At 73.9% G+C, this 12,431-nt stretch carries 9 protein-coding genes; 1 reads left to right on the forward strand and 8 read right to left on the reverse strand.

Annotated elements, in window-relative coordinates; translation table 11 throughout:
* Window positions 1-31: 31 nt before the first annotated feature.
* Genes M3148_RS11055 through iolC form a run of 7 tightly spaced genes read right to left on the reverse strand, consistent with a single transcriptional unit; the run spans window position 32 to window position 8,075 of the window.
* Window positions 32-895 carry a TIM barrel protein gene (locus tag M3148_RS11055; RefSeq protein WP_251304759.1) on the reverse strand — a complete coding sequence of 288 codons (864 nt, stop codon included), beginning with the start codon at window positions 893-895 and terminating at the stop codon, window positions 32-34.
* Window positions 892-1,902 carry an inositol 2-dehydrogenase gene (iolG, locus tag M3148_RS11060; RefSeq protein ID WP_251304760.1) on the reverse strand — a complete coding sequence of 337 codons (1,011 nt, stop codon included), beginning with the start codon at window positions 1,900-1,902 and terminating at the stop codon, window positions 892-894. Before iolG ends, M3148_RS11055 begins: the two co-directional genes overlap by 4 nt.
* A gap of 20 nt (window positions 1,903-1,922) precedes the next feature.
* Window positions 1,923-3,422, reverse strand: coding sequence for a CoA-acylating methylmalonate-semialdehyde dehydrogenase (locus M3148_RS11065; RefSeq protein WP_251304761.1), 1,500 nt, complete (start codon window positions 3,420-3,422; stop codon window positions 1,923-1,925).
* A gap of 25 nt (window positions 3,423-3,447) precedes the next feature.
* Entirely contained in the window at window positions 3,448-5,352 is a 1,905-nt protein-coding gene (gene iolD / locus M3148_RS11070; protein WP_251304762.1) for a 3D-(3,5/4)-trihydroxycyclohexane-1,2-dione acylhydrolase (decyclizing), read from the reverse strand.
* Window positions 5,349-6,233, reverse strand: a complete 885-nt coding sequence (iolB, locus tag M3148_RS11075) for a 5-deoxy-glucuronate isomerase (RefSeq protein ID WP_251304763.1) — start codon at window positions 6,231-6,233, stop codon at window positions 5,349-5,351. The genes iolD and iolB overlap by 4 nt, the downstream gene beginning before the upstream one ends.
* Window positions 6,230-7,096: a Cgl0159 family (beta/alpha)8-fold protein gene (locus M3148_RS11080; RefSeq protein WP_251304764.1), complete on the reverse strand. Its 867-nt coding sequence runs from the start codon at window positions 7,094-7,096 to the stop codon at window positions 6,230-6,232. Before M3148_RS11080 ends, iolB begins: the two co-directional genes overlap by 4 nt.
* Window positions 7,083-8,075, reverse strand: coding sequence for a 5-dehydro-2-deoxygluconokinase (gene iolC, locus M3148_RS11085; protein WP_251304765.1), 993 nt, complete (start codon window positions 8,073-8,075; stop codon window positions 7,083-7,085). The genes M3148_RS11080 and iolC overlap by 14 nt, the downstream gene beginning before the upstream one ends.
* Window positions 8,076-8,312: 237 nt before the next feature.
* Here iolC and M3148_RS11090 point away from each other — a divergent pair, with 237 nt between their 5' ends.
* The gene (locus tag M3148_RS11090; RefSeq protein WP_251304766.1) at window positions 8,313-9,062 is read left to right on the forward strand and encodes a GntR family transcriptional regulator; all 750 of its coding nucleotides are present in this window, start codon (window positions 8,313-8,315) and stop codon (window positions 9,060-9,062) included.
* 105 nt (window positions 9,063-9,167) lie between these two features.
* On the opposite strand, the gene M3148_RS17950 is transcribed toward M3148_RS11090, so the two are convergent.
* The gene (locus M3148_RS17950; RefSeq protein WP_308203239.1) at window positions 9,168-12,413 is read right to left on the reverse strand and encodes a sugar-binding protein; all 3,246 of its coding nucleotides are present in this window, start codon (window positions 12,411-12,413) and stop codon (window positions 9,168-9,170) included.
* Window positions 12,414-12,431: the final 18 nt, after the last annotated feature.

The following is a 12,431-nucleotide window of genomic DNA, read 5'->3' on the forward strand; positions in this document are numbered from 1 at the left end:
CCGACATCGGGGCGCGTCGCCGTCGGCGGCGCTACCCGCCGAGCGCTCGCAGGTGCTCGAGCGAGCGGCGCACGTCCTCCAGCGGGCCGCTGCCCTCCGGCGGCTCTCCGGTGAGGATGGTGTCCTGCTCGAGGACGTACCAGCCGTCGAAGCCCGCGGCGTCGAGGGCCGCCACGATGGCGGCGAAGTCGACGTCGCCCGTCCCCACCGGGGTGTAGATGCCCTGGCGGACGGCGTCGGTGTAGGTCGTCTCCCCGCGCTGGACGCGCAGGGCGAGGTCCAGGCGCACGTCCTTGACGTGGACGTGGTTGATGCGGGCGGCGTGCTCGGCCGCGAGCGCCACCGGGTCGGTGCCGCCGATGAGGAGGTGGCCGGTGTCGAGGCACAGCGGGACGACGGAGCCGTCGAGGACGCGGCGGACCTCCTCCTCGCGCTCGACCATCGTCCCCACGTGCGGATGCAGGCTGGCGCGCACGCCCCGGGAGGCGGCGAGCTCGGTGAGACGGTCGAGGTTGCGCAGCAGGGTGGCCCAGCCGGCGTCGTCGAGCGCGGGACGCTCGTCGTAGCCCTCCTGGCCCGAGGCGGCGGACAGGACGAGGACGTCCCCGCCGGCGGCCGCGAAGCTGTCGAGCTCGCGGTCCACCTCGGGCGCCGGGTCGTGGCCGGGGTCGTGGAGGACCACGGGGACGAAGGCGCCGACGGCGGCAAGCCCGTAGGGCGTGAGGGCCTGCGCCCGCGCGGCGGGGGCCTCGGGCAGCCAGCCCTGGGGGCCGAACTCGGTCGCGGTGAGGCCGAGCCCGGCCATCTCGGTGAGCACGCGGTCCGGGTTCAGCTGGTGCCCCCAGCCGGGGACCTCGCACACGCCCCAGCTGATGGGCGCTCCGGCGATCCTCATGGGTGGCTCCTCGCGGTGGTCGGCAGCAGGACGCGCTCACCGGTGGTGGCGCTACGGGTGGCGGCGTCGGCCAGGACGAGGGCGGCGCGGCCGTCCTCGATCGTCGGGGACGGTGCACGCCCGGTGCGCACGGCGTCCACGAAGTGGCTCAGCTCGTCGCGGTAGGCGGTTGCGTACCGGTCGAGGAAGAAGCCGAGGTAGGGCCCCGCCGCGCCCGCGTGGGTGGCCGACGAGTGGCGCACCGAGCCGGCCGTCTGGTTGAGCGCCTCCAGCGACCCGAGCGGGCCGAAGGCCTCGAGGCGCTGGTCGTAGCCGGTGGCGCAGTGGCGGGAGTTGACGATCGTCGCCACGGCACCGCTGGCCGCGACGAGCGTGGTGACGGCGCCGTCGAAGTCCTCGAGGTGCGCGTAGCCGGGGTCGAGGCGCTGGCCGACGGCGCTCACCTCGACGATGTCCCCGAGGAAGAAGCGCGCGGTGTCGAGGTCGTGGATCGTCATGTCGCGGAAGATGCCCCCGGAGACGGCGACGTAGGCGGGCGCCGGCGGGGCGGGGTCGCGGCTGACGATCGTCAGCTGCTCGAGCGGTCCGATCTCCCCCTGCTGCACGCGGGCGTGGATCTCGGCGAAGCTCGGGTCGAAACGCCGGTTGAAGCCCACCATGACCCGGTGCTCGTGACCGGCGATCGCGGCGATGCACTCCTCGACGCGGGTGAGGTCGAGGTCGACGGGCTTCTCGCAGAGCACCGCCTTGCCGGCGCGGACCGCGCCGACGAGGTGCTCCACGTGCAAAGGCGTGGGCGAGCCGATGATGACGGCGTCGACGTCGTCGGCGGCGTAGACCTCGGCGAGGTCGCGGGTGGCGCGCGCGCCGTGCGCGGCGGCGAGCTGCTCGGCGGCGTTGCCGACGGGGTCGTGGACGAGCCGCAGCTCCGCGTCGGGGTGGTGCGCGACGGTCGCGGCGTGGACGGCGCCGATGCGGCCCGCGCCGATGACGGCGATCCTCACCATGGGGGTGGGTCCTCTCGGGGTCAGTCGGTGGTGGAGGGAAAGCTCATCGACGCCTGCACGGGGCGGTCCACGTGGGGCCAGCGGCTGGTGACGACCTTGTTCCGGGTGTAGAAGCGCACGCCCTCGGGGCCGTGGATGTGGTGCTCCCCGAACAGTGAATCCTTCCACCCGCCGAAGGAGTAGTACGCCACCGGGGTAGGGATCGGCACGTTGACGCCCACCATCCCGGCTTGCACCTCATGGGCGAAGCGGCGGGCGTACTCCCCGGAGGCGGTGAAGATCGCCGCGCCGTTGCCGTAGGGAGAGGAGTTGACGAGGGCGAGGGCCTCCTCAAAGGTGTCGACGCGCACGACCGTGAGGAGCGGGCCGAAGACCTCCTCGCGGTAGGCCCCGGTGTCCAGGCTCACCCGGTCCAGGACGGTGGGGCCGACGAAGTAGCCCTGCTCGTGGCCCTCGACGGCGAGTCCGCGCCCGTCGACGACCGGCTCGGCGCCCGCCTCGATCGCCTCGGTGGTGTAGCGGATGACGCGCTCGCGCGCCTCGGCGGTGATGACCGGGCCCATCCCCACGCCGTCGCGGTCCCCGGGGCCGACGACGATGCGCTCCGCCTCCCGGCGCAGCGCCGCGACGAGGAGGTCGCCCGCAGCGCCGATCGCAACCGCCGCGGGCACGGCCATGCAGCGCTCCCCCGCCGAGCCGAAGGCACCGGAGGCGATCTGCGCGGCGGCGTACTCGATGTCGCCGTCAGGCATGACAACCGCGTGGTTGTTCGCCCCGCCGAGGGCCTGGACGCGCTTGCCGCGGGCTGCGCCGCGCTCGCGGACGTACCGGGCCACGGGGGTGGAGCCGACGAAGGAGACGGCGGCGATCCCGGGGTGGTCGAGGATCGCGTCGACGGCGGTCCTGTCGCCGTGGACGACGCTGAACACGCCGTCGGGCAGGCCCGCCTCGCGGTAGAGCTCGGCGATGAGGTTCGCGGCGGAGGGGTCGCGCTCGGAGGGCTTGAGGATGAAGGCGTTGCCGGTGGCGACGGCGATGGGGTGCATCCACATGGGCACCATGACGGGGAAGTTGAACGGCGTGATCCCGGCGACGACGCCGAGCGGCTGGCGCAGGGAGTGGACGTCCACGCCAGTGGAGGCGCCGGCGGTGTACTCCCCCTTGCTCGCCTGGTTGATCCCGCACGCGAAGTCGAGGGTCTCCCGGCCGCGGCCCACCTCCCCGCGGGCGTCGTCCAGCGTCTTGCCGTGCTCGGCCGTGACGAGCCGGGCGAGGTCGTCGGTGTGCCGCACGACGAGCTCGCGCATCCGGAACATGATCTCGGTGCGCCGCGCCAGCGAGGTCGCGCCCCACTCGCGCTGCGCCGCGGCGGCGGTCCGCACGGCCTCGTCGACGACGGCGGCGTCCGCGCGGGCGAGGCGGGCGCTCACCTCCCCGGTGGCGGGGTCGTGGACGGGGGTGGTCGCCTCGGTGCCGCCCTCGTGGGGCGCACCGGCGATCCAGTGGTGGATGGTCCTCATCGCTTCCTCTCCTCCCGGCGGGCGGTCACAGGTAGGGCCGCTGGTCGCGCCGGGCACGCTCGTACTCGAGGCGGGCGCGGCGGGTGCTGTCCAGACGGGCCGTCTCGGCCACGGGCACGTCCCACCAGGCCGACGACGGCGGGCCCTGCCCCTCGAGATCGGTCTCGATGACGATCGCCGTCGTCTCCTGCGCCGCCGCGGCGACGGCGTAGGCCTCGCGGAACTCGGCGACCGACCGCGGCTCGAGGACCTCGATGCCGTAGCTGCGGAGGTTCGCGGCGAGGTCCACGGGCAGCCGCTCGCCGTCGAGCATGCCGGTGGCGGGGTCGCGGCGGCGGTAGGCAGTGGCGAAGCGCTGGGAGCCGTGGGACTCGGAGAGCGCGCCGATCGAGGCCCAGCCGTGGTTCTCGAGGACGACGACGACGATCTTCAGCCCCTCGGCGACGATCGTCGCCAGCTCCTGCGGGGCCATCTGGTAGCTGCCGTCCCCGATGAGGGCGACGACCTCGCTCTGGGGCCGGGCCAGCTTGACCCCCATGGCCGCGGGGATCTCGTAGCCCATGCACGAGTAGCCGTACTCGAGGTGGTACTGGACGGGGGTGCGGGCCCGCCACAGGGCCTGGAGGTCACCGGGCATGGAACCGGCGGCGTTGACGAGGACGTCCTCGTCCCCCATGAGTTCGTTGAGCGCGCCGAAGACCTCGGTCTGGGCGGGCAGCGGGCCGTGCCCGCGCTGGTAGCACTCCTCGGTGACGCGGGCCCAGTCGGCGACGAGCTCGGTGACCTGCCGCGAGTAGGCCTCCTCGACGCGGTGTCCCGCGAGCGCCATGCGCAGCGCGTCCAGCCCGGCGCGCGCGTCGGTGACGACCATCTCGGCGGCGTGCTTGGCGGCGTCGAAGGCCTTGACGTTGAGGTTGACGAAGCGCACGTCCGGGTGGCGGAAGGCGGTGCGCGACGCCGTCGTGAAGTCGGTGTAGCGGGTCCCGACGCCGATGACGACGTCGGCCTCCGCGGCGAGCGCGTTGGCGGCGGCGCTGCCGGTCGACCCCACCCCGCCCGCCGCGCAAGGGTGCTCCCAGCTGATCGCGCCCTTGCCGGCCTGGGTGTCGACGACGGGGATGCCGGTGGCGTCGGCCAGCGCGGTGAGCGCCGCGCTCGCCTCGGAGTAGACGACCCCGCCGCCGGCGACGACGAGCGGCCGCCGGGCGCCACGGATGACGGCGGCGGCGCGCTCGAGTGCCGCCGGCTCGGGGACCGGCCGGGGCACGTGCCACACGCGGCGCGCGAAGAGCTCGGCGGGCCAGTCGTGGGCCTCGGCCTGGACGTCCTGCGGGAGGCAGACGGTGACGGCGCCGGTCTCGGCGGGGTCGGTGAGGACCCGCATCGCCGCCAGCAGGCTGGCGGGCAGCTGCTCGGGGCGGTGGACGCGGTCGAAGAAGCGGGAGACCGGCCGGAAGGCGTCGTTGACCGAGACGTCGAGCTGCTGCTCGTTCTCCAGCTGCTGGAGGACCGGGTCGGGGCGGCGGGTGGCGAAGGTGTCGGAGGGCAGGAGGAGCACGGGGATGCGGTCGATCGTGGCGAGCGCCGCACCGGTGACCATGTTCGTCGAGCCGGGCCCGATCGAGGCGGCGCAGGCGAAGGTCTGCAGCCGGTTGGCCGTGCGGGCAAACCCGACGGCGGTGTGGACCATGTTCTGCTCGTTGCGCGCCTGGTAGAGGCGCAGGTGCTCCTCGCCAGGGGCGCGGTCGAGCTCGTTCTGCAGGAGGGCCTGGCCCACCCCGGCGACGTTCCCGTGCCCGAAGATGCCCATCACCCCGGCGACCAGGCGGTGCTCCACGCCGTCGCGCTCGGTGTGCTGCACGGACAGAAAGCGCACGAGCGCCTGGGCCACGGTGAGGCGCATGGTCGGTGGCGTCGTCGTCTCGGTCATGTCGGGCCCCCCTGCTCGACGGGACGGGTCATGGGCAGGCGCGGGTCGACGTCCTGGGACTCCCAGGTGCCGCGGACCCAGGTGTGCGCCGGGTCGTCGGTCATCAGCCAGGTGCGGTCCTCCGCGGGGCCGGCCATGACGTTGAGGTAGTAGAGGTCGTAGCCCGGCGCGGCCATCGACGGGCCGTGGTAGCCGTGCGGGACGAGCACGACATCGCCGGTGCGGACCTCGGCGAGAAGGTCGAGGGGCCGTCCGGCGGTGCCGTAGGTGCGGTGGTAGGCGACGCCCGGGCCGGAGGGGCCGGGACGGACCGCGAAGTAGTAGATCTCCTCGAGCTCCCGCTCGACCTCGCTGTGCTCGTCGTGCTTGTGCGGCGGGTAGGAGGACCAGTTCCCGCCCGGGGTGAGGACCTCGCACACGAGGAGGCGGTCGGTGCCGAGCCCGCCGGCCATCGCGTAGTCGTTGACCTGGCGGGAGGCCTGGCCGGCGCCGCGCAGCTCGGTCCGCACGCCGTCGGCGCCCTGGTAGGCGACGGGGCGACGGCGGGTGGCGCGCGCCGTCGGGAGCGCGAGGGTCGCGCCGCCCGCTGAGGTGACGGTGAGGGTGGTGCCGGTGGGCACGTAGAGGGAGTCGGTGACGGCGGTGAAGACGTCGGGGCGGCCGGCGAGTTCGTAGGTGATGTCCTCGACCTCGACGGCGCAGGAGCCGGACAGCGGGAGGAGGACCATCTCGTCCGGCCCCGTGCGCAGCGTCTCGCTCCCGCCCGGCTCGAGCCGCAGGACCTTGAGGCCGCTGAAGCGCCACCCGGCGCGCTCGGGGGTGACGTCCAGGGCGTAGGCGCCGCCGGCGGTGTCGCCGGCGCGCAGGACGAGGCCGCTCACAGGAGTGCCACCGCCCGGTCGACGGCGCCCTCGACGTCGTCGTCGTGGGGGTAGAGGAGGGCGCGGCCGATGACGAGGCCCTCGATGCCCGGCAGCCGCAGCGCCTGCGCCCAGCCGGCGGCGGTGGCCTCGGTGTCCTTGCTCACCTCACCGCCGAGGATGAGCGCCGGGAGGGTCGAGGCGGCGGCGACGGCCTCCATGTCCGGCACGAGCGGGAGCTTGAGCCAGGTGCGCGCGGAGGTCCCGCCGAGGCCCGCGGCGATCGCGACGGAGGTGACGACGGCCTCGGTGGTGAGGACGTTGACCGCCCGGCCGCCCTCGCGGCGGGAGAGGAAGGGCTCGACGATCGCGGTGAGGCCGGCGGTGGCGAGCTCGTCGACGGCGCGGGCCGTGCTCTCCACGGTGCGCAGCGAGCCCGGGTCCTCGAGGTCCACGCGCATGAGCACCTTCCCGCCGTCGAGGCCCGACGCGGCGACAGCGCGCGCGGTGTACCCGGTGAAGCGGTCGTCCATCTCGAAGCGCGAGCCGCGCAGGCCGCCGCGGTTCATCGAGCCGTAGACGAGCTTGCCGTCCAGGGCGCCCATGAGCGTGAGGTCCTCGACGACGTCGGCGGTGCCGAGGAAGCCGTGGACGCCCGGGCGGGCTAGGGCCGCGGCGCACCGGCGGAGCAGCTCGCGCCGGTCCCCCATCGCCATGGCGGAGCTGCCCGCGGCGAGCGAGCCACGGGCGGGGTGGTCCGCGGCGATGACCATGAGCTTGGTGCCCGGCTCGGGCAGGCGGCCCCGGGGACGTTCCGCGAGCGCGCGGGCGATCCGCCCGGGCTCGTGCAGGCGGACGTGGCGTATCTCCTCAACGCTGAGCACGTGCCCGCCTCTCGACGTCCTGCGGGCGGGCGCCGTGGTCGAGGACCTCGAGCAGCTCCTCCTCGGTGGGCATCGCGGTGGAGCACTCGAGCCGCGCGGCGACGATGGCGCCGGCGGCACTCGCGGAGGCGATGGTGCGGCCCAGGGACCAGCCGGCGAGCAGGCCGTGGCACAGGGAGCCGCCGAAGGCGTCCCCGGCGCCGAGGCCGTTGACCACCTCCGTAGGGGTGGGCGGGACCTCGACGCGTTCCTCGCGCGTCTTGGCCAGCGTCCCGAGCGGACCCTGCTTGACGACGGCGAGCTCCACCCCCGCCTCGAGCAGCGCGTCCGCGGCGCGGTCCGGGTCGCTCTCCCCGACCGCCACCTCGCACTCCTCGCGGTTCCCGACGGCGACGGTGACTCCCGGCAGGAACTCGCGGACCGCCGTCGTCGTCTCCTCGCGGGAGGACCAGAACATCGGCCGGTAGTCGAGGTCGAGGACGGTGAGCGGGCGGCGGCCGCGGGCCTCCAGGGCGGTGTGGTGGGCGGCGCGGGAGGGCTCCTCGCACAGACCGGTCACGGTGAACCACATGACCCCGGCGCCGCGGACGGCGTCGACGGGCACGTCGTAGGGGCGCACCTGGAGGTCCGGGGCGCTGGGCTCGCGGTAGAAGTAGAGCGGGAAGTGGTCCGGCGGGAAGATCTCGCACAGCGTGATCGGGGTGTGGAGGGTCGGGTCGGTGACGACGAAGGCGTCGCTCACCCCGAGCCGGACCATCTCGCGGCGCACGTAGCGTCCGAAGGGGTCGTCGCCCACGCCCGTGATGGTGGCGGCGCTGCGGCCCAGGCGGGCTGCGGCGACGGCGACGTTGGTGGGGCTGCCTCCGAGGAACTTGCCGAAGGTCTCGACGTCCTCCAGGCCCACGCCCGTCGTCAGGGGGTAGATGTCGACACCGCTGCGTCCGAAGGTGAGGACCTCCGGTGGCGCCGAGCTCGTCATCGCACTCTCCTCATCTCGCGCCGCGCTCCTGTGCGCGGCCCGTGGACGCCTCGATTCTTCCCCAGCCCTCCCGTCCGGTCAACCGTTTGTCGTGACAAACTGATGTCCCGTCCGACAGCCCTCCTGTGGTGGCAAGATGTGTTGTCCCGACAGCTCCCGTCCCCGCGCTCGCCGACGGCTGAGCTGTTCCCGACAGCCACCTCACGACCACCTCGTCGCCGATCCAAGGACGGACACATGACGTCGCCGCAGATGTACCGCCCGCAGGTGCACCTGGACCGCACGAGCCCCGTGCCGCTCTACCACCAGATCTCCTCGGTGGTGCAGGAGGCGATCGTCTCGGGCGAGCTGCCGCCGCACACGCGGATCGAGAACGAGCTGGCGCTGGCCGACCGGCTCCGGGTCTCGCGGCCCACCGCGAGGCGGGCCCTCCAGGAGCTCGTCGACAAGGGGATGCTCGTGCGCAAGCGCGGGGTGGGCACGGAGGTCGCGCCCGAGCTCATCCGCCGCTCCGTGGAGCTCACCAGCCTCCACGACGACCTCGCCGCCGCCGGCCGTGAGCCGCGCACCGAGGTCCTCGAGCACGAGCTGCGTCCCGCCGACGAGGAGATCGCCGGGAGGTTGCAGCTCGAGGTGGGGACCGACGTCGTCGTCGTCCGTCGCCTGCGCTACGCCGACGGCGAGCCGCTCGCCCTCATGACCAACTACGTGCGGGCCGAGCTCGCGCCCTCCCGCGCGGACCTCGAGCGGGCGGGCCTGTACGCCGCCCTGCGTGAGCGAGGGGTGCGGCTGCGGCTGGCCCACCAGACGATCGGCGCCCGGCAGGCCACGGCCGCGGAGGCGCGGACCCTCATGGAGCCGGCCCGTGCGGCGGTGCTCACGATGGAGCGGCTGGCGATCGCGGACAGCGACACGGTCGTCGAGTACGGGCGTCACATCTACCGCGCCTCCCGCTACACCTTCCAGACCACGCTCCTCGCGAGGTAGCCCCGCCCCGCACCCCTCCTCCCCCGCCGATGAGGAGGGGCGCCGGTTGACGCCTCCCTACCGCCGACAGCCAGGAACAACTCAGCTGTCGGCGGTAGGGGGGGGTCAGCGGGTGCGGCGGTGGCGGGCCGCCAGGGCGACCGCGCCGCCCGCGAGGGCGAGCAGGGCCGCGACGAGCGCGACCGTGCCGACGTCCGCACCGGTCGACGGCAGCGGACTGCCGGCGGCCGGGGGCGTCGTCGGGTCACCCGGCGTCGTCGGCCCGTCGGTCGGGGCCGGCGACGTCGGCTCCTGCGTGGGCTCGTCGGTCGTCGGCTCCTCGGTGGGCTCCTCCGTGGGCTCCTCGGTGGGGACCTCCCCCTCGATGACCGGGAAGTACCACGCGTTGACCCCGCCGTCGGCGGCCTGGAAGGACACGAGCACCGAGCCGTCGGCGCGCAGCGCGTCGAGCGCGTCGTCGCCGATCTCCACGGTGAGCGTGTCGGTGCCCGGCGCCACGTCCGTGGCCCCGGCCCCGAGGAGACGCCCGCCCATGTCGGGCGCCCACGGCGCCGCGGCACCGTCCTCCTCCGAGCAGGCGGAGAAGCCGAGCTCGTCGCCCTCGCAGCTGGACACCCAGACGGGCACCATGCCGAGGTCGCCCTGCCACACGAAAGCCCGCACGGTCCCGGCCTCGGTCGCGTCCAACGACAGCGTGACCGAGGGCTCGCCGATCTCGACGTCGGAGACCGTGAGCCCGTGGCTCGCGGGCAGACCCGAGATCGTCACCCCGCGCACCGCGGACTGGTAGATCGTCTGCGGCGACTCCACGCCCATGAGCGCGGTGTCGGGGATGATCGGGTCGGCCGGCTCGGTGGGCCGGCCGGCCGGCGGCTCGTAGCCGTCGAGGTAGGCGTGGCCCCACCGGTAGGGCTCGGACTGCTGGCTCCCAAAGGGCGACCACGCCGTGCGCGTCTCCCCGATGAAGTCCTGGTTGTCCGAGTCGTAGGGCGTGACGTTGAGGCCGAGGAACTGCGGGTCGACGTCGTTCGTCGCCGCATCACCGGTCGGCACCGCGCTCGTCGGCCCGACGGCGGCGGGCAGGTTCTCGAGCGGGATCTTCGTCTCCACGGTGTAGGAGCCGCCCTCGTAGCTTCCGTCCGCGCCGCGCGACACGGTCACTGCGACCTCCTGGCCCGGGGAGTTCGGCGCCTCCTCGACCGTGTCCGCGAGCGGACCGGAGGAGAAGCCCTGGTGCGCGTCGGCGTCACGGCTCCAGCACGGCCCGTCCGGGCCGTTGCCGGCCGCGCCGGTGGGGTCGTCGGTGAAGGGCATGATGCCGGTCTTGAAGGTCGTCGAGGTGTCCCGCGACGTCGCCTGCGGGTCGAGCAGCACCTCGACGGAGTCGACCAGCCAGTGCCCGAAGCAGCGCTCGGGGGTGGCCGCCGCGCTCGCGACGTCGTCGACGACGTGGGCGAGGACGTAGAGGTCGTCGCCGGACCACGCGAGCCGGGCGTAGCTGCCGGCGCCGCAGTCGGTCCCGTCGGGCGCGCACTCCGCGCCCTCCCAGCGGCGGCCGATGTCGATGGGCTCGCCGTACGCGTCGTCCTCCTCGCCGTCGACGGCGGGCGCGTCGGCGGCCTCGGGGATGACGGTGGTCGGCACGACGTACATCTGCAGGGTCTCGCTGCTCGTCGAGCCGGCCGGGTCGGCCGTCGTCGTGATGGCGAGGTCGGCCGTCGCTCCCCCGGCGGCCGCCGGGTCGGTGTGGGTGACGGTGAGCTCGACCGTCGTCTGCTCCCCGGGGGCAAGGTCGGTGTAGTCCACCGAGGCGGGCTCGACGACGAAGGGCGCGGGCGCCGCGAGCGTCACCTCACCGTCCTGCGCCGTCGTCGTGCGGTTGGTGACGACGACGGGCACGGTCACCGACTCCCCGGCGCCGATGCGGCTCACCGCGGAGGACCGGCCCGCGACGTGGGTGAAGCTCTCGGCCCAGTCCTCGTACTCGGCGAAGTTGCCCCAGCGCTCGAAGCGGCCCTCGACGCCCGGGACGATGTCGACGCGGGTGTCGTTGTAGGCGGTGACGCTGCCGTTGGCGAAGCGTGCGGCGAGGCGGTAGCGCCCGGTGGCGGCGTCCTCGGACGGCGTCACCTCGAAGGTCACGCTGGACTCTGCCTCGCTGCTGACCGGTCCGAGCCGCTGCGGCTCGCTGACCTCCCAGCCGGTGGGGACGTCGAGGGTGACGTCACCGGCGGCGATGGTGCCGGCGCCCGCCTGGCTCTCGACCGTGACGTCGAAGGGCACGCCCGGTGCCTGGAAGTTGTCGGCGATGTCGAAGGAGAAGGTCGAGCCGAGCGGCATGCCGCCCGGGTCGGCGATGACGGAGCCGAAGAGGATCGCGTCGTCGCGGGCGTTCTCGGGCGAGCCGTTCGGCTGGAAGGGCACTTGCGACTCGGCGATGCCGTAGCGCAGGCACTGCGGGTCCCAGATCCCGGTGTGCTTGACGCGCGCCTGGGTGGGGTGCGCGCGGTTGCCCTCACGGCCCACCTGCGCCCACGTCTGCGCGGTCCCGGGCTCCTGGCCCTGGACGTTGCCGGGCAGCCAGGTGTACGGGGAGAGGTAGCCGCTCCACGTCCCGACGACGGTGAAGGGGTTGGTCGGCGCGGGCACGAAGCCGGCGTTGCAGCTCGGCCCGTTCGTGCCGCCCTCGCCCTGGGTGCCGGCGCCGGAGGTGATCATCTTGACCTGCCAGACGTCGACGGCGTCCGGTCCGCTGAGCTGCTCGGGGAAGGCGGTGGGGTCCGCCGCCATCTGCGCGGCCTCCCACACCACCCGGCCGGCGTACTGGTGGTTGCCGTGCCCGACGGCGAGGGAGGGCGAGAAGCCGGTGAGGATCTCGGGCTGGGTCTGGCGGATGACGTGGACGACCTGCCGCTGGACCCGCTCCGAGCCCCACACCTCCTCGGTGAGGGCGGCGCTGGTGTTGTAGAAGAAGTCGACGGCGTCGATGTTGTAGATGTCGACGGTGCCGGAGCGGTAGTGCGAGGCGCGGTCCTCGTTCTCACGGCGCAGGCCGAGCGCGGGGCCGGCCTCGTCGCCGACCGAGTTCGACCCGCCCTCGCCGCGGGTGAGCATGATGATGCCGCACTGGACGTCGTACTTGTCGTTCCAGACGCCGCAGGGCGTCGTGAAGCCGGCGTCGTCGTCGGGGTGGGCCCAGATGCCCATGACGTCGATCTTGTTGGGCTCGACCTCGGTGGTGATCGAGGGCTCGTCCACCGTGAGCGGTGGCGTCTCGTCACCCGACGCCGTCGGGACGAACGCCCCCAGTGCCAGCGCCGCAAGGGCTGCGGCGGCTATGCCTCTCTTCACGACTACCTCCTCGTCGAG

The organism is Georgenia satyanarayanai (genome assembly GCF_023715365.1).
Taxonomy (GTDB): Bacteria; Actinomycetota; Actinomycetes; order Actinomycetales; family Actinomycetaceae; genus Oceanitalea; species Oceanitalea satyanarayanai_B.